This window comes from Paenibacillus sp. FSL W8-0194 (assembly GCF_037969745.1).
Lineage (GTDB): Bacteria > Bacillota > Bacilli > Paenibacillales > Paenibacillaceae > Paenibacillus_AQ > Paenibacillus_AQ cookii.
Window position 1 is genome coordinate 902,910 of sequence record NZ_CP150205.1, and the last position, 17,793, is coordinate 920,702.

Here is a 17,793-nt window from a genome sequence, read left to right on the forward strand (position 1 = left end):
CCATGCTTAATATACAGGCTGGATCGATGGCTATTCGAATCAGCGATACCGGGGAAGTGACGGCGCTTTCGGATGCAGGAGGCGAGAAATCGTATGTGAACACAGCGTACAATTCGCCGCTCATTCGTCTTGCGACCGGGCAAGAGCTGGAAACGCCTTCAGCAGCAAAATACCATGCGGCGTCCGGGGAGCTAACGTTACATTATCCTGGCGGCGCGATCGTGACCGTTTCCATAGCAAGCAGGGAATGTTACGCAACCTTTGAGGTGATCCGTATCGACGGTGCGGATCCGGATACCTTGATCTGGGGACCGATCGTCATGTCGATTGACGCCTCGATCGGAGAGTCGGTAGGCGTTGTTCAAGGCGGTGATTTTGCCATCGGGATGCAGGCGCTGAATATAAAAACCGTCGGGGGCTGGCCAGCCGAGCTGGGAAGGATGGCATATGTCCAGCCGACCTATGCCGTCAGCGACAATGCGGATTCCGGCGGACGTCAGCTGTCCGACAATAAGTTTGACTACGAAGTGTCTACGGCCTGGCCTGTAGTCAAGGGGGGGAGCTTGCTGCAGTCATTCGCCCGCAACAGGACCAAACCCGCGCACCGCCCGGTATGGAATTTGCCGAATGCAGAAGTAGAGGGGATGGACGGTGATGACGCCCATATTCCGGGAACCAAAATTGCCTTGTTCGGCTGCCCGGTTGATCGGGTGCTGGCGACAATTGAAGCGATTGAGCTTGGGGAAGGGCTGCCTCATCCGGAATTTGACGGTGTCTGGGGGAAAACGTCGCCCCTGGCTACCCGGTCATATTTGATTACCGATTTTTCTGAGGAGACGATCCAAGCGGCCGTACGGTATACGAGGCTTGCCGGTTTGAACTATGTATACCATCCGGATCCGTTTGAGAACTGGGGGCATTTCAAGCTGAAGCCCAAGCATTTCCCTGACGGGGACCGAAGCTTGAAGCGATGTGTCGACCTGGCGGAGAACGAAGGGGTGCATGTCGGCATTCATACCTTGTCCAACTTCACGACGCTGAACGATCCTTACGTCGCTCCCGTTCCTGATGAAGGACTGGCAAAGGTCGGCACGGCGAAGCTGACGGCATCGATCGGAGCGCTCGACCAGGAGATCGGGATCGAAGATCCTCGGCCGTTTACAGCCAACTTGTTCCGGCGTACGGCCAAGATTGATCAGGAACTCATCGAATATGGCGGTGTTTCGGAGAACGCTCCGTGGAAGCTGACAGGTGTCAAACGCGGCATGCACGGAACCGCCCCGGCCCCGCATCTGGAAGGAACGGAAATCGGCCGTTTATGGGATCATCCGTATGATGTTGTGTTCCCGAATATCCGGCTGCAGGACCGGTTCAGTGAACGGATTGGCGGATTGATGGCCGAGGCTGGACTAAAGCAAATTTCGTTTGACGGTTTGGAAGGCTTGTATGCGACAGGACAGGACGGTTACGGCGTCAACCGGTTCGTGAATATGTGCTACGAGCGCTGGGGCAGCGAGGTCATCAATGATGCGAGTATTGTCGTGCCGAATTATTTATGGCATATATTTACCCGCTTCAATTGGGGTGAACCGTGGGGTGCTCTCACCCGGGAAGGCCAGCTTGAACTTCGGCTTAGCAACCAGCGCTATTTCAAACGAAATTTCATACCGCCCATGCTTGGCTGGTTCCTGATCCGTTCTGCTTCGGAGCGCTTCGAAGCGACTGCTCTGGATGAAATAGAATGGGTGCTGTCGAAAGCCGCAGGATTTAACGCCGGCTTCTCACTGGTGGCCGACATGGCTGTACTTGAGCGTAACGGCAATATCAATATATTGCTCGATAGCGTGCGTGTCTGGGAGGAAGCCCGGCATGCGCAGGTTTTTACCGCGGAGCAGCGTCAGCGGCTTTGCGATGCGAAAAGCGACTGGCATCTGGAGGAAGCGGGAAGGGGGAGATGGAATCTGTATCCGATTGCTATCTCCAAACCGCTTGTTTGCAGCCCGGAAGAGCTGCAGCCCGGCCAGCCGGGCGGTGCTGACTGGGCCTTTTACAACAAGTATGCGGCTCAGCCCCTCCGTTTCTGCCTGCGCGTGATGCCTTCTTACGGTAATGAAGATGCGGCAGTAGAGCGTCCGACGATTTATACGAATGGCACGTATATGACCTTCGAAACTGAAGTTGCCGCCAATGAGTATCTGGTCTGCGAGGGCGCCTCCGAAGGCAAAATCTATGATCGGAACTGGAATCTCCTGAGAACCGTCAAGACATCCGCCGAGGCGCCGACTGTAGCCGCAGGCGGGCAGACATTGTCGTTCAGCTGCAAATTCAAGGGAGATCCCAAGCCGGTTGTCAGCGTTAAAGTGTTCACCCGGGGGGAACCGGAGCAGATCGGAGCGAATTAGCAGCGCCGATAGAACAATATATGTTTGAATGCAGCGCCCCATTGGCAAAAGTATGTTACCGATCCATTGAAATGGGCGAGTTTCCTCGATCGCTGCGCGATTTGCACTTTAGGAATTTTATGGAAGAATGAGCCGTTTTCGCAACCTTGTCTGCATGTATTGCCCCCTGTCCGAATAAGCTTAAAAAATAGAACAGGACAAACAGTAGGTGGGGATGCGACCAATGGGACTAAAAAAGCAAAGTTTTATTCGCGGAACGTTTGTGTTGACCGTATCGTCGTTTTTTACCAAAGGGCTCGGTTTTGTCAACGGCATTTTGCTGGCGCGTTTTTTGGGGGCGGAAGGGGTCGGGCTGCTCATGATCGCCCATCCGCTGCTGCCGTTGTTTATTACGATGACGGAGCTCGGGCTTCCGGTCGCGATTTCGAAGCTCGTGTCGGAGGCGGAGGCCAAGGGGGATGAAGCGCGGATCAAACGGATTTTGGCCGTATCTTTATCGGTCACGGGCACGCTGAGCGTCGTATTGACCTTGGCGGCCCTTTTCGGCTCCAAATGGATCGCTTCGATCGTTTTGGCCGATCAGCGGGCGTATTACGCGATGGTTGCGATTACGCCGATCATTCCGATCATCGCCATGTCCGCCGTGTTGAAGGGATATTTTCGCGGCAGGCAAAACATGAACCCGCTCGCCCTATCCGACATCATCGAAAACCTGGCGCAGATCATCGTCATTATCGGCGTCGTGAACGTCCTGATTCCTTACGGCATCGCGTATGCCGCCGCGGGGGCGATGGCCGCTTCCGTCGTCGGCGAAGGCGTCGGGCTGCTTTATCTGTTTTCGGTGTTCAAATGGGCGCACCGGGGAAAAGGCAAGGAAAAACCTGCGCTTGTCCCCCGAAGATCGCCCAAAGGGGACCGCACGCTAAGAGACCTGCTGCGCATCGGCCTGCCGATGACGGGCAGCGGCTTCATCCATTCCTTGTACCACGCGTTTCTGCCGCTGGTCATTACGAAAAGCCTGGTGCTGTTCGGGGTCGGCGTCGAGATGGCGACCAAGCAGTTCGGCCTGCTTGCCGGTTATGCCATTCCGCTGCTGTTTCTCCCCGGCTTTTTTACCCAATCGCTTTCGACCGCGTTGATCCCGGCCATCAGCGAAGCGAGCGTGGACAACAACAGCCGGCTCGTGCACAGCAGAATGGACATGGCCATGCGCACCGCGCTTCTCGTCGGCGTGCCCTGCACCCTGATCCTGTATTTATGGGCCGAACCGTTAACGACGGTGATCTATCACGCCCCCGAAGCAGGCGTTTTGCTGCAGCTGTTGGCCCCGCTGTTTTTTCTCCATTATTTCGAAAAGCCGCTGCAGGCCATTTTGCTCGGGTTGGGCAAAGCGTCCACGGTCATGTGGAACCATGTGATGACGAACATTTTCGAAATGAGCCTCATTTTCGTGCTGGGCTCCAACATCGGAATCAAAGGGGTGGCCGTAGCCTTCGGGCTGGGCACGCTGCTGCTCACCGTGCTGAATTTTTTTGCCGTGGCCCAAACGATCGGATTTTATTTCGATTTTCGCGTGTTGCTGAAAGCGGGAGCGGGCGGAATCGTCATGACGGTAACGAGCCTGGCGGCCCACCGTTTTCTCGAACGCATGGACTTGGGGCAGACGATCGCCTTGATCGGGGCGCTGCTCGTCTCGATCCTCGCCTATCTCGGAACATTGCAGCTAACCCGGGCTTTGCGGGGCGGACCGAAGACGCCGACGATAACGCCGGTTTCCTGAAAAGCCGGTCACGCATCGGGGCCAAGGTTAGGTTTTATCACGGCTTCGGTCACGGATCCGTTCGGCAACGTTCTGGGGATCATGTACAATCCGCATTTTTTGGATCTATTGAAGACAGGCATTTGAAACACCTTTTTGGATATATTGGATGCCATGCCCGGCCGCCGACACGGCGGCTTTTTTCTTTTCAGAAAAGAACCATGCCGCATAACGCGAAATATAGTATTAAAACTTCCCGGCAAAGGGCAAAAAAGCAATGAGCGAGCTTATGTCCAAAATAGGGATCGACTTCCCGAAACGGTTCGTTCATAATAACGGTAATCGATCGGAGTAAACATCGAATGCCGGCCATACCTTTGGTCTATGGTTAAAATACTCGCAAAGGATGTGAAAACCCATGAATCGAATCGACGCTGCCATCGAATTTGCGGCCTACGCCCATCGGAACCAGTTCAGAAAAGGAAGCGAAATCCCTTATATCAGCCATCCTTTCGGCGTGGCGATGATTCTGCTTGAAGCCAAATGCAAGGAGGAGGTCGTCATGGCCGGCCTGCTTCACGATACGCTCGAGGATACCGACACCACGGATGAAGACATCCGCAGCCGATTCGGCGAGGAGGTGCTGCGCCTGGTGCAGGGCGCGTCCGAACCGGACAAAAGCCTGTCGTGGGAAGCGCGCAAGGAACATACGCTGGAATTTTTGAAAACCGCCGACCTGTCCACCAGGCAGCTGTCCTGCGCGGACAAATTGCATAATTTGCGCTCCGTCCGAAGGGATTTTGCAGCTTACGGCGACGAGGTATGGAACAAATTCAAACGGGGTTACGACAAGCAGAAATGGTATTACGTGAACTTGGTGGAAAGCCTCGGGTACGCCTCGCGTTTTCCGCTGCTGGATACGTTCCAGGACGAGGTCGAGTCGTTTTTCCTGGGAATCGAGGTTTCGGAGGAGGAGAGCCGGTGCCGCCGAAATCCGAAGTTTTTCGATGCGGTGTTTGCGTGTTTGTTTGCTTCTTCCGAGCGGATTGCCCGCATCGAAAGCGAACTGGAGGAAAAGGGGCTGCTCGCCTGCAAACGGTCCGTCTTCGAGCGGATCGAGCGCTGCAGGCAAGGGGATGGGGAATGCGCGGAGAAAAAAGTTGAGATGTTTCGCTACTTCACTTCGCGCGGCATCGACTTCGAACCCAATTCGGAAGGCACGGATATCATCATTTCGGCCTGCGCGGCCATGGAGGAGGCGTTCCGGCTGTACCCGCATGAAGTGTACCATCATCTTCTCCGCAGTTTGAAGAAGGGCCTTTTATAGACCGCCGCGAGGGATGCTTCGGAGCATTTTTTCGAAAAAAACGAATCCATCCCATCCATTCCGCCCAAACCGTGCTATAATACGGTGAACGCTTTAAACTACACGGAAGAAGAGATGACATTTTGGGTACGCCGGCTCCATATTACAAACAGAAAACGAATGTATTCCTGAATAAGTATTTTACCGGAAGCAAGCTTGATTACAGGCAAATTATCGCGATCATTATCCCGATATTTGTGGATCAAGCTTTTATTATTTTAATGAGCTTGTTGAACACGGCAATGGTTGCCTCCTCCGGGGTGGCGGCCGTCAGCGCGGTCAGCATGGTGGATTCGCTGAACATTTTCCTCGTGAACGTCTTTATTGCCGTCGCGACGGGCGGGACCGTCATCGTGGCGCAGTACAAGGGCAGCGGGAACGACAGCATGGTATCGAAAACGGCCGCGCAGGCCATTACGGCGGTGGCGTTCATTTCGATCCTGCTGTGCGTGCTCGTGATCGCTTTTCACACCCCTTTGCTGAATTTGCTGTTCGGGCAGGCGGAAGCCGACGTCTTCCAAAATGCAAGGCTGTATCTGATCGGAAGCTGCCTTTCGTATCCGTTTATCGCGGTGTTCCAAGCCGTGACCGGAGCGCTCCGAGGCGTAGCGGAGACGAAAGCGTGCCTCGGGTTGTCCCTGATTTTGAACCTGTCCTATTTATTGCTGAACATTTTGTTCATTACCGTGCTCGATATGGGCATCATGGGACTCATTATTTCGCTGATTACGGCAAGGGTGCTCGGCACGGGCATTTCGCTGTTTTATTTGATCCGCATGAACCATACGCTTCGCTACCGGATCAAGGATGCGCTGAAGATCGATTTTTCGCTGCTGAAAAAGATCATGATCATCGGCATCCCGTTTGCCGCAGAGCAGATGTTTTTTAACGGCGGCAAGCTGCTGACGCAGACGTTTATCGTGCAGCTTGGCACGCTGGCGATTACGGTCAACGCGATCGGCGGTTCGATTTCGCTCCTGTTCCAGATCGGGGGCAGCGCGCTGAGCATTGCGGTCGTGACGGTGGTCGGCCAGTGCATCGGGAACGGCAACATTCCGGACGCCCGGAAATTCATCAAGTCCTTTATCGGGCTGTCGACGGTGTTTTTTATCGTGATCGCGGCGATCATTTTGCCGTTGTTCCCGTGGATCGTCAATCTGTTTTCGCCGCCGGCCGAAATCGTTCCGGACATTTTTAACCTCACGCTTCTCATCGCCATTACGCAGCCGATTTTCTGGTCCGCCAGCTTCATCATGCCGTCGGCGCTGCGCGCGGCCGGGGATTCGAACTTCACCTCGATCACGTCGCTGCTGTCGATGTGGGTGCTGCGCGTCATTTTGGGTTACGTGCTCGCCATCCCGCTGAAATTCGGCATCATGGGCGTCTGGGTGGCGATGGTCACCGAGTGGGGCGTCCGCGGGGTGATTTTCTGGTGGCGCTTCAGGGGTGAGAAGTGGTACCGCAGGAAGCTGATTTGATATAGATCGTAATGAAAAGCGGGCAGAAATAAAGGGCCCCCTTGGAATAAACATTGGAACGGTTAAGGCGATCCGATGAATTCTAAGGGGGTTTTTTGATGGGACAAAGTTCCCGGAGGATTGTCGGTATCTTGATCGTGACTTACGTGAACGAAGAGATAATCGCCCCGCCGGCTGCGCAAAACAACACGACGGCCCATGGGGGAAGCTTCCATAACATCAGCAAGCCGAATGCGGCGATCGCAAGGCCAAAGTCGTAAGGCGTATGAATCGCTTTCGTCCACACCGGATCGTACAGCGCGGCGAGCAAAATGCCGACCACGGCGGCGTTGATCCCTTGGAACACCGACTGGAAATGAGGACGGTTGCGAATCATATCCCAGAACGGCAGCGCACCGGTAACCAGCAGAAAAGAAGGCAGGAACATCGCGATTAAGGCGATGCCCGCTCCGGCCCAGCCGTTCATGACGGTTCCCAAATAAGCGGAGAAGGTGAACAAGGGACCCGGGATCGCTTGAGCCGCCCCGTATCCGGCAAGAAACTGGGCTTCCGTGACCCAGCCAGCGGGAACCACCTCGGCCTGAAGCATCGGAAGCACGACGTGACCGCCGCCGAAAACGAGCGAACCGACGCGGAAAAAGGAGTCGAACAGCGCCAAGCCTTGGGAGGAGGAGGCGGCTCGCAGCAGCGGCAATCCCAGCAGCAGGCCGACAAACACGACCCAGGCGGCAACCGCCGTACGGCGGCGGATCACTATGCCCAGACGAGGCGTTTCCGGAACGTTGGAGGCGGTCAAAAACCATCGGCCGACAAGCCCCGCGGCAGCAATAAGGATCAACTGCGTATAAGCGGAAGGCCATACCAAGACGATGATCGCCGTCAACATGGCGATGGTGCCCCGGTTCCGATCGGGAGCCAGGCTTCGGGCCATGCCCCAGACGGCTTGGGCGACGACGGCCACGGCGGCGATCATCAGCCCGTGCAGCCAACCGGCGCCGCTGACGTCGGCATGGTGAAGCAGATAAGCGAAGAGCATCAGCGCCAAAGCGGAGGGCAGCGTAAAACCGATCCAGGACGCGATCCCGCCGAGCAGTCCGCCGCGCATCATGCCGATGGCGATCCCGACCTGGCTGCTGGCCGGTCCCGGCAGAAACTGGCACAAGGCGACCAGGTCGGCATAACTTTTTTCGTCCAGCCATTTCCGGCGTTTGACGTATTCGTCGCGAAAATAGCCCAAATGGGCGATCGGCCCGCCAAACGACGTCAATCCGAGCTTCGTCGATGCTCCCAGGATTTCGAGGATCGAACCTTCGGGACGTTTCGTGGCTTCCGTTTCGGCATGCGATGCTGCATCCGTTTGTTTCGTCATTTTTACTTTCGACCTCGCCCTCGTGTTTTTGGAATATGCATGTTCCACATCGATAGCGCCTCGTCTGCAACGCGTCACTGAGGCTTGTTAAAGTCTCTGTAATACTGGAGAAGAAAGTCGCGGAAAGTTTGCGCCGCTTGCGACAAATAGCGCTTTTTCAGCCAAATTAACCGAAAAGAACGCCGGCAATAGGGTTGACGGATCGGAACCAGCGTTAAAGAAGGGTCTTTCTCTTTGGCGGTTTCCGTCAAAAAACCAACGCCCATCCCGTTCTGCACAAAGTTGCTGATGACCGCGAATTCATCCACGGCGCATATCGTCGCAGGTTCAAACCCCGCTTCCCTGCAAAAGCCGTTCGTTACTTCCCGGAAGCTGTTCCCTTCCTTCAAACTGATGAAAGGCTCCGCCGCTGCTTCGATCAAGTCGATGCTTTGCCGATCGGCGAAGCGATGGCCGGGAGGTACCGCCAAAAAGATTTCCTCCGTCAGAAACGGCATGCTGTCGACTTCCTCATGTTCCACGGGCAAAGAGGTAATGCAAAAATCCGCTTCCCCGTTTAGAAGGAGATCCAATTTCTCCTCTTCCGTCGGGATTTGCGTCAGGCGAAGGTTAATGTTGGGGTACATCGATAAAAACGAACCGATCACTTCGGCATCGCATTTGTGATTGGTCGTCGCCAAAAACAGGCGCCCGCGTTCCAGCCCGGCTTGCTCCAACACTTGGCGCTTCCCTTCTTCCAACGATAAGAGGGCCGACTCGACGTGCTCCAAAAAGATTTTGCCGAATTGGTTCAGCCGAATTTGCCGGTTCTGGCGGTCGAAAAGAGGCACGCCTACATCCTGTTCCAAACGAGAAATTGTTTTGCTGAGGGCCGGCTGAGCAATATGAAGTTCTTCAGCAGCTTTGGTCATATGTTCCAGCCGGGCGACCGTTTGAAAATATTTCAGCTGCAGCAATTCCACGTGTATCCCTCCTATCCATATACCCGAGTATATCATTATATAAATAAATATATATTTTCATTTATTTTAAAGCAATCATACAATGGGAAACAAAGGCAGACGCGGCGTCAAATTTGATAGATCGATCCGTGTTTAAATGTATCACATGTTCATGAGGGAGGGGGTGTATAAGTGGAGGCCTCTTTGAAGAAGACGGAAAAAACGGCGGAAAAACTGCTTCGAATCATGTTTTTTACGCTGATCATATCCGTGATGAACGCAACGATCTTTAATGTGGCCCTTCCTTCGATTAGCGAGGAATTTTCCCTCTCCGCCTCGAACGTCAGCTGGATGACGACCGGATACGGCATCGTGTATGCGATCGGAACGGTCACGTATGGCAAATTGGCGGATCGATATCGATTGAAGAATGTGTTGACATTCGGATTGATTCTGATGTCTTTAGGTTCGCTTGCGGGGCTCGCAGCGACGCAATATGGGATGCTGGTTGCCGGGCGAATGCTGCAGGCGGCGGGAGCCGCCGTGATTCCCTCCATCTCGATGCTGATCCCGGTAAAGTATTTTACTTCCGAAAAGCGCGGCCGCGCAATAGGCACGTTGGTCAGCGGGTTAGCGCTTGGGAATGCGTTGAGCCCCATTGCGGCCGGTTTGGTGGCAGGCATTCTGCATTGGCGTTTGCTGTTCTGTTTTTCGTTTCTGATCTGGTTGACGCTGCCTTTTTTCCGAAAACATTTGAACGATCAACCGATCAAAACGGCAAGCAAGCTCGATGTGATCGGGGGCGTTCTTCTTGCGGGTACGGTCGCTTGCGTGCTTTTGTCGCTCACCCGTTCGCTCATTTTCCTGCCGGTCGGCCTGCTTTCATTCGTTTTACTGCTTCTGCGCATCCGGTTTGCTGCCGAACCCTTTATCGAGCCGTCGTTGTTTCGAAGTAAAAATTATTCGCTAGCCGTTCTCGTTGCCTTGCTGGCCGCCGGTTTGGGTGCGGGAGTGCCGTTTATCGCGCCGCAGCTGCTTTCCAACGTAAACCATGTCTCTTCCGCGTATATTGGCTTTGTGCTGTTCCCGGGGGCGGTTGCTGCCGCGCTGTTAGGGAGGGCGGCCGGCAAACTGGCTGACCGGAAGGGGAATTCGTTTCTTTTTTATGCGGCGGCCATTCCTTTGTTCATGAGCTTTTGTGTTTTATCGACGTTGTCAGGGATGTCTCCGGCGTGGCTGTGGATCGTTTTGGCCTTGGCGAACATAGGGCAGACCTTCATTCAGGTGGCGATGTCCAATAACGTATCCCGCACTTTGTCGAAGGAACAGGCCGGGATCGGAATGGGTTTTTATACGATGATGACGTTTATGGCGGGAGCGGCTTCCACCGCTATGATCGGCAAGGTGCTCGATGCTTTGGCGACCGTTCGGTTGAATCCTTGGCAAGTCTATGAGCAGGCCGCCGCGTATAGCAATGCCTTTTTTATGCTTGCCTGCGTTTCTCTTTTGGCGATTGCGTTGTATTTCGTTCTGTTCGGTGCCAAAAGCGTCCAAGCTTCCTTCCGTCCGGACCCGAAAAAACGCGCCAAGGCAGGCTAAGTTTTGAAATATAACGATGCATGTAAAGGAGAATCATGATGACCAGACCCATGATGCAAGCCGTCCGTGTTCATCAATATGGAGGGCCCGAGGTTTTAACGCTGGAGAGGATCCCGGTACCTACGCCGGCGTCCGATGAGATATTGATTCGCGTGCACGCCGTGGGCGTATTGCCCGTCGACTGGGCTTACCGCCAAGGGTTGATGCAGAAACACGTTCCGCTGCAGTTTCCCTTTATTCCCGGATCGGCTGTGGCCGGAGTCGTCGAAGAGTCGAACGTAAAAGGATTCGAGAAAGGGCAGGCCGTTTTCGGCCGGGCCAGTCACGGAGCATGCGCGGAGTATGTGACAACGACCGTGAAAACCATCGCCCATAAACCGGAGCAGCTTTCTTTTGCCGAAGCAGCTGCGATATCGGGCGGGGCCACGACGGCCTGGATGGCGCTTTTTGCCCATGGCGGCCTGGAACCGGGACAACGTGTGTTGGTTCATGCCGCCGCAGGGGGCGTCGGCTCGTTTGCGGTTCAATTTGCCAAATGGAAAGGCGCCGAGGTGATCGGAACGTGTTCGACGGCCAATGTAGATTATGTGAAGTCGCTTGGCGCGGATACCGTGATCGATTACAAAACGACGTCGTTCGAAGAGGTCGTCCAAGACGTCGATTTGGTGCTTGACGCTGTCGGGGGAGAAACGCTTGAACGTTCATGGTCCGTTTTAAAACGCGGAGGAACGCTTCTCTCGCTTGTCGACGTCCCTTCCGAAAAGAAAGCCGAGGAGCTGGGCATTCATGCGCGATTCAGCAATGAACTTGCGCCCAACGAAGTGTTTCAAGCGATTGCCCAGTTGATGGCGGAAGGAAAAGTGAAAGCGACGATTGGAAAGGAATTTCCGCTTCAAGACCTTCAGCAGGCCCACGAGCTCTGCCAAACCGGGCACGGAAGAGGGCGGATCATCGTCCGGATTGCGGAGTAATTCCGCGAATTAACCTGAAAAACGACCAGCTTTTAAAGTTGGCGATCGTAAAATAGAGGAGGATATAACATGGAAAAGTTGAACATCGGCATCATTTTAGGAAGCACGCGCCAAGGACGTTTAAGCCCGCAAGTCGGAAATTGGGTGAAAGAAATCGGGGATCAACGGGGAGACGCGAATTATGAAATCGTAGACATCGCAGACTATAAACTGCCGTTTTATGGAGAGGGTACCGGCAACGAACCCGGATTGGCGGCGTGGTCGGAGAAGCTTTCCCGCTTGGATGGTTTTGTATTTATTGTTCAAGAGTACAATCACAGCATTACGGGAGCCTTAAAAAATGCGCTGGATTCCGCACGCGACGAATGGAACAATAAGGCGGCGGGGATCGTCAGCTACGGTTCGACGGGCGGAGCCCGCGCGGCCGAGCATTTGCGGGGAATCCTGGGCGAATTGCTGGTTGCGGACGTTCGCGTGCATCCGACCTTATCGCTGTATACGGATTTCGAAAACTTCAGAACATTCAAACCGGCCGAATTGCATCTTCAAAATGTAAACGCGATGCTGGATCAAACGATTGCCTGGAGCGGTGCTTTAAAAACTTTGCGATGAAGGCTGTTTTGCAAAAATGAGTCTTGCTGCCTTGAGAGCCTACGCCGTTTGCGGCAAAGGATCTTTTTGTATCCCTCACCTCTCATTTACGTCAACTTATGTCATAATTGGGGTTTATACTGATGGTAAAGTCAGGTCAGGTGAAATGAGGGAAACAGCCATGAACGAAAGCTGCGCAAAACCGCCTTCCTCTCCATATCTGACATGAGCTCCGGAGACGACGCCAATCCAATAACGTCGCTGCTCTTGGTTTTGATTGGACCTATTCATAACGTTCACTTCACACATAAAGATAGTATAGGCTGGATGCGGAGCCATATAGCCACTTCTCGTTTAATGGTTTAATGATGATATAAAAGCGCTACTGACAACAGTATGTCAGTAGCGTTTTTTGCTGCTTGCCAAAATCAATATGGGTGCCATTTCCCACTTAATGACTTTAAAATCGAGATCTTTTATTTATAAGGCGAAGCGGGTTTTACCGATATTCAGTTGTCTGAATATAATGCCACCGAATATTATTAGACGTCCGAAGACTTGATTTTCTTGCTTAAATATACTCCAACCGTTCCCAATTTCGGGCTTTCTGAATCAATACACTCTTGAATGACAAAAGAGCCGGAATTAAGATATATAGAATCTAAGCGGTCTTTGTTAAGAGGGCTATTTTCTGCTATATCTTTTTATCTCTTATCCAGGCAATATATTGGTAAACAGCATATAAAGTTACCAATGTCAATAAACACCAAACAATCAGGATAATACCCATACTTCCGATTTCGGATAATCCCTTAAAATTTGAAGCTAAGAATATGAGTAATCCAATATCGGTTCCGATAAAAATTAAAACAGGTATGGCATAGGCTATTCGACGTTTAATGACCCTTCTCCTTTCTGCTAAAAGCCAGATTTATATTCAATACCATAATTGGCATCACCAAACATATTGTATATCTGATTAATAGCATTTTGTTGATACTGAGCTGTATTTTTAGTAATGTCCAGCCTCGATTTAGTGCCATATGCTGATGAAGTAATTCCAATTAATATGGTTAATGCATTCGAGTAGTTTATTACCATGGCTACCCAACCAACTGGGCCGGAATATGTTGCATAAAACAAAATAAATGATGCAATTGTTCCTCCCCAGCTTAATGCTTCCATAAACTTGTTATATTCCAATCCATCAACAACGTATCTTTCATATATGTTTATATAAGACTTAAAATGTAGAAAGTCTTGATGCTTTGCCTGAATCGTTGCCAATATTTCCATGAAGACTGGTGTACATGTGAGGCTCGTTTGAAAGTCCCAGAACCTGAGCTGTGAAATCTCCATTTAGTATGTTATGTCTATAGTAGTTGTCCCATGCTCCACAGGATTCAACTCCGTTAGAAACATCTGGACATACTGAGGCCTTAAGTGACTTATCCATAATATCAATAGATTCCAGGGACGGTCCGGGAGAACGCTTCAATTTTCGTGGAGCCGGAATTGCCGGAAGGCTGGAACTGCTCTGCGAGGTCGGCCTGGACTACCTGCAACTGGGACAGCCAACATCCACCTTGTCGGGCGGAGAAGCCCAGCGCATTAAACTGGCGAAGGAACTAAGTAAAAAAAATCAGGGACATACCCTCTATTTATTGGATTAGCCGACGACGGGGCTCCATCCCTGGGATGTACGCCAGCTTTGCTCCCTGCTCAACCGTTTGGTAGACGCCGGCAATACGGTGATCGTGATCGAGCATAATCTCGACCTTATTGCGGAATCGGACTGGGTGGCCGATTTCGAGCCGGTGGGCGGCGAAGAGGGAGGACGCTTGATCGCTCAGGGCACGCCGGAAGAAGTCGCCGCCACCAAAGGCTCCCACACCGGAACATACTTGGCGGCCCATCTCTCGCGCGCCCGGAAATGATCGAAGCCGGCAGGAGCCTTTACGCCATACCGTTCATCGGAAAATGATAAGGCAGTCCAAAGAAAACTTTGGGGCTATCTTTGTCATTCCGTTACCTCAACCGTTTGGGGATCGGCTTCCATTTTATAGTCCTTGATGCTGCCGCCTTGATTTACTTTAAATTCCGCGACTGCTGAAATCGTGTAGACGCCCGGTTCCTTTATCTTATAGTGGTATACCTCTGAGATCGTCTTCTTGCCGGAGAGCGTCCGGACCTTTCCTTTATCATGAACCCCAAAAGAGTTGATTTGCTTTCCGTTTCTATCTTTAATCAAAAATACGAACACGTTCTCCCTGCTCATCATCGTCATTTTTTGTTCCGTGTTCACTTGAAGCTCGGCTTTTATTGCAAACTCCTTGCCTGTTTTCAGTTTCTTTGGAACAGTGACACGGGCCGTAAAATCCTTATCCGTTTTCTTGGATTCCACCCCCGTGATTGTCGACCGAAGTTGCCCCGGATTAAAGGACTGAGAGACGAACAAGCTCAAAAGAATGATAACGACAATAATGATCTTCATGGATAAACACCTCCATTTAAAAGACGATGGAAAAATACCGACTGTTGCTGCTTTATCTATATTATTTTTCTAAAAGGGTGGTTTGTGAATTCGGGTCTGCACCGGACTGCCTAACGGCACGCCCCGACATAAGCGGCCTATTGTAGTATAGTCATAGCCAAATAAAGCATTTGCCGGGAATTCTATCTCCAAATCAGGAAACGAGGTGCTTACATGGAAAGCAAACTATTCGACCGCATCAAAGGCGGGCTGTATGGCGTGGCCGTGGGCGACGCGCTGGGTGGAACGACGGAGTTTATGAGCGCAAAAGAGGTCGAGGCGAAACACGGCTATTTGACGGAGATCATCGGCGGGGGCGTGTGGAGCCTGGAACCGGGGGAAGTGACCGACGATACGATGATGACGCTTTGCGTGGCGGAAGGGATTCTCGAACATCCGAAGGAGCCGATGGAGGCGATCGGGCGCCGTTTTATGGCCTGGTATGAATCGCGGCCCAAAGATATCGGGAACATCATCCGTCACGTGTTTGAGAAATACGAGGGGGACTGGTTCGAGGCGGCCTTTGTTGCGCATATGGATATGGGGCAAAGCGGCGGAAACGGATCCCTGATGCGGTGCCTGCCGGCGGCGCTGGCCTACAGCGACCCGGCGGACATGGAGCGGGTGACAACCATGCAGTCGCGGATGACGCATTACGATCCAAGGTGCGCGGAAGCCTGCATCCTGTACAACCGGATCGCTGAGCGTCTTTTGCAGGGGGGAAACTTAAGAGCAGCGATTTTGGCCGAGACGGCAGGTAGCGAATACGAAGGCATCATCGAAGCGGAGCCGGATTGCCCGCCGAGTGGTTTTGTCGTACATACCTTCCGGTGGGTGCTGCATATTTTGCTCCATGCGCCGGATTTTGCGGGCGTCGTGCAGCAGGCTGCGAATCTAGGGGGAGACTCCGACACGATCGGCGCGATTGCCGGCGGGGTGGCTGGTATCTATTATGGCTACGAGGGCATTCCCGCCCGATATACGGAGGCGATTCTAATCAAAGAGAGACTCGACCGGGCGGTTTCGGGGTTGTATGCGCTTAGGACCTAGATGACGGAAATTTAAATAATGAAATACATTTTATAAACTTTTTGGATGGATTCGGCGTGTACAATGAAGGAAACGCATGGTAAGCGAAAACGGGAGATTTCTATATGAACACGAAGGTTTTATTTTCTGCATCCCTTTTATGGTTTGGCCTGCTTCTAGGCTGCACGCCTCAGGCGGCGGTTGAGCCTGATCGCGCTACGGATCTTTCCGCGCCGAATCCCACCGATCAAGCCATTCACAAAAAAGACGAAGTTTCCCCCGGGATGGAAACCCCAAGCAAGCTCACCAGCCAGTTTCCAAAATCGATTCTAACGGCTTCCACCGAACTCGACTCGGTGAAAGACACTCCATCCGTTCGTGCCGAGACGGTCACGGAGCAAGGAACGTTAGTGATGATGTCGAACGGGTGGGAGGAGCTTGGTCATTTGGTCGTGCCGAGCAATTACGGACGGGAAGGCGACAAAACGTTTCAAAGCGATTATTCCGTTATTTACCGGCAGGGAAAAGAAAATCGGCTATTGCTGGAGCTGCCCGCGTTGATGTTTGCCCGGCCCGATGACAAAAAGCTGTCTTTCGAGAGGGTTCGTTTCAAAGATGCGGACGTTTACGTTCTTACCCCGCAGTACAAAACGGGTCATGGGGTGGAAGGATATTTGTTTGCGGTCGACCAACGCAGCGGCGAAGCTTTTCCTTTGCAAATCGTTAGCAACGGGCATATGTTCCATACGCTGGTTTATTCCGAAAACAATCCGTTTCCTCATGTTGAAAACGACAAATTGATCGTGTATCCGCCTGTGGGAGCGGGCGGCGACCCCATCGGGAAAATACAATACCGGCTGGATTTGGACAAGAAGCGGTTGGTATCCGAATGAATGAAAAGGCTCTCCAGCCAGCCATCCTTTTCGGATACAGGCCGAAGAGCCGGGCGGAACGATAGGTCACATGTTACCTCCCACATAGGACAAAAATTCGAAAGCCGTCGTGCCGTATACCTGTTTAAAATGCCGGTTCAGATGGGCCAGATCCACAAAACCGCAGCTGCTGACGGCCAGATAAATGTCCTTATGCTGCTCGATCACCTGTTTTGCCTGCTCCACCCGGCAGTTCACGAAATACTGGTAAGGCGAGATGCCGGTGTTGGCTTTAAAAGCGCGGATGAATTGGTATTTGGACATCCCGAAGGCAAGGCTGATTTCATCCAGGCGAAGCACATGCTGCAGGTCGCTGCGCATCATTTCTTTGGCTTTTTCCGTAAAAGCACGGTCCTTGATGTTCATCGGCTCCAAAATATCCTGAGATACATGCCCCGCGACTTTAAAAAGCAGATCGCTGCATAACGCTTCGTCCCGACCTTCGGAAATAGCCTGCGATAACTCCAGCAAGCTTTGCCTTAACCCGGCATGATACACGATCGGCTCTTTGAAGCGCAGCACGTCCTTTTTTCCGAGCGCCTCCAAAAAAAGATCCGGATGAACGTAGACCATGACGTAGTCGATTCCCGACCGGTCGTGGGCTTTTCCGTCATGGGTCTGCTCCGGATGAAACAACATCACGCCGCCCCGGACGGACGACTGCATGCTGCCTTCCAGATGATACTGTTGGACCCCGCGCAGGGTAACCCCCATGGCGTATTCCTCGTGGCAGTGTTTTTTATAAGTGAAATCCGATAAGCTGGCGGACAGAGCCGTCATGCCTGCGGATTGGCTGTAGGTAAACCGTTCTTCCAATGTCATG

14 protein-coding genes and 3 pseudogenes are annotated in these 17,793 nt (G+C 52.7%); 12 read left to right on the forward strand and 5 right to left on the reverse strand.

Annotated features, from left to right (window positions below; translation table 11 throughout):
• Positions 1–2: 2 nt before the first annotated feature.
• The 5 genes and pseudogenes from MKY58_RS03865 (at position 3) to MKY58_RS03885 (ending at position 7,005) form a co-directional block, all read left to right on the forward strand.
• On the forward strand, positions 3–2,402 hold the full coding sequence (locus MKY58_RS03865) for a hypothetical protein (protein WP_339323539.1): 2,400 nt from the start codon (positions 3–5) through the stop codon (positions 2,400–2,402).
• A gap of 223 nt (positions 2,403–2,625) precedes the next feature.
• Positions 2,626–4,182: a stage V sporulation protein B gene (spoVB, locus tag MKY58_RS03870; RefSeq protein ID WP_339323540.1), complete on the forward strand. Its 1,557-nt coding sequence runs from the start codon at positions 2,626–2,628 to the stop codon at positions 4,180–4,182.
• 30 nt (positions 4,183–4,212) lie between these two features.
• Positions 4,213–4,308, forward strand: a pseudogene (locus tag MKY58_RS03875) (VOC family protein); the annotation flags it as partial.
• Positions 4,309–4,579: 271 nt separating this feature from the next.
• Positions 4,580–5,488: an HD domain-containing protein gene (locus tag MKY58_RS03880; RefSeq protein ID WP_339323541.1), complete on the forward strand. Its 909-nt coding sequence runs from the start codon at positions 4,580–4,582 to the stop codon at positions 5,486–5,488.
• Between the two features lie 122 nt (positions 5,489–5,610).
• The gene (locus MKY58_RS03885) at positions 5,611–7,005 is read left to right on the forward strand and encodes an MATE family efflux transporter (protein ID WP_339323542.1); all 1,395 of its coding nucleotides are present in this window, start codon (positions 5,611–5,613) and stop codon (positions 7,003–7,005) included.
• A gap of 142 nt (positions 7,006–7,147) precedes the next feature.
• On the opposite strand, the gene chrA is transcribed toward MKY58_RS03885, so the two are convergent.
• Positions 7,148–8,374 carry a chromate efflux transporter gene (gene chrA, locus MKY58_RS03890; RefSeq protein ID WP_339323543.1) on the reverse strand — a complete coding sequence of 409 codons (1,227 nt, stop codon included), beginning with the start codon at positions 8,372–8,374 and terminating at the stop codon, positions 7,148–7,150.
• A gap of 74 nt (positions 8,375–8,448) precedes the next feature.
• Positions 8,449–9,336: a LysR family transcriptional regulator gene (locus MKY58_RS03895; protein ID WP_339323544.1), complete on the reverse strand. Its 888-nt coding sequence runs from the start codon at positions 9,334–9,336 to the stop codon at positions 8,449–8,451.
• A gap of 183 nt (positions 9,337–9,519) precedes the next feature.
• Between MKY58_RS03895 and MKY58_RS03900 the strand changes: the two genes are divergently transcribed.
• The 4 genes and pseudogenes from MKY58_RS03900 to MKY58_RS03915 all read left to right on the forward strand — a co-directional run.
• Positions 9,520–10,914 carry an MFS transporter gene (locus tag MKY58_RS03900; protein ID WP_339323545.1) on the forward strand — a complete coding sequence of 465 codons (1,395 nt, stop codon included), beginning with the start codon at positions 9,520–9,522 and terminating at the stop codon, positions 10,912–10,914.
• Positions 10,915–10,952: 38 nt separating this feature from the next.
• Complete coding sequence (locus tag MKY58_RS03905) at positions 10,953–11,885, forward strand: NADP-dependent oxidoreductase (RefSeq protein WP_339323546.1); 933 nt, start codon at positions 10,953–10,955, stop codon at positions 11,883–11,885.
• Between the two features lie 69 nt (positions 11,886–11,954).
• A complete protein-coding gene (locus tag MKY58_RS03910) occupies positions 11,955–12,497 on the forward strand; it encodes an NAD(P)H-dependent oxidoreductase (protein ID WP_339323547.1) in 543 nt (180 codons plus the stop codon).
• A gap of 471 nt (positions 12,498–12,968) precedes the next feature.
• A pseudogene (locus MKY58_RS03915) lies at positions 12,969–13,079 on the forward strand (SAM-dependent methyltransferase); the annotation flags it as partial.
• A gap of 315 nt (positions 13,080–13,394) precedes the next feature.
• Here MKY58_RS03915 and MKY58_RS03920 read toward each other — a convergent pair.
• Entirely contained in the window at positions 13,395–13,772 is a 378-nt protein-coding gene (locus MKY58_RS03920; protein WP_339323548.1) for a hypothetical protein, read from the reverse strand.
• 227 nt (positions 13,773–13,999) lie between these two features.
• Between MKY58_RS03920 and uvrA the strand changes: the two are divergent.
• Positions 14,000–14,413, forward strand: a pseudogene (gene uvrA, locus MKY58_RS03925) (ABC-ATPase UvrA); the annotation flags it as partial.
• A gap of 83 nt (positions 14,414–14,496) precedes the next feature.
• Here the strand turns inward: uvrA and MKY58_RS03930 are convergent.
• A complete protein-coding gene (locus MKY58_RS03930; protein WP_339323549.1) occupies positions 14,497–14,970 on the reverse strand; it encodes a hypothetical protein in 474 nt (157 codons plus the stop codon).
• A 213-nt stretch (positions 14,971–15,183) separates the two neighbouring features.
• Here MKY58_RS03930 and MKY58_RS03935 point away from each other — a divergent pair, with 213 nt between their 5' ends.
• Both MKY58_RS03935 and MKY58_RS03940 read left to right on the forward strand, forming a co-directional pair.
• The gene (locus MKY58_RS03935; RefSeq protein WP_339323550.1) at positions 15,184–16,059 is read left to right on the forward strand and encodes an ADP-ribosylglycohydrolase family protein; all 876 of its coding nucleotides are present in this window, start codon (positions 15,184–15,186) and stop codon (positions 16,057–16,059) included.
• Positions 16,060–16,163: 104 nt separating this feature from the next.
• Positions 16,164–16,931, forward strand: a complete 768-nt coding sequence (locus tag MKY58_RS03940) for a hypothetical protein (RefSeq protein WP_339323551.1) — start codon at positions 16,164–16,166, stop codon at positions 16,929–16,931.
• Between the two features lie 66 nt (positions 16,932–16,997).
• On the opposite strand, the gene MKY58_RS03945 is transcribed toward MKY58_RS03940, so the two are convergent.
• Positions 16,998–17,792 carry an AraC family transcriptional regulator gene (locus MKY58_RS03945; protein WP_339323552.1) on the reverse strand — a complete coding sequence of 265 codons (795 nt, stop codon included), beginning with the start codon at positions 17,790–17,792 and terminating at the stop codon, positions 16,998–17,000.
• Position 17,793 lies beyond the last annotated feature (1 nt).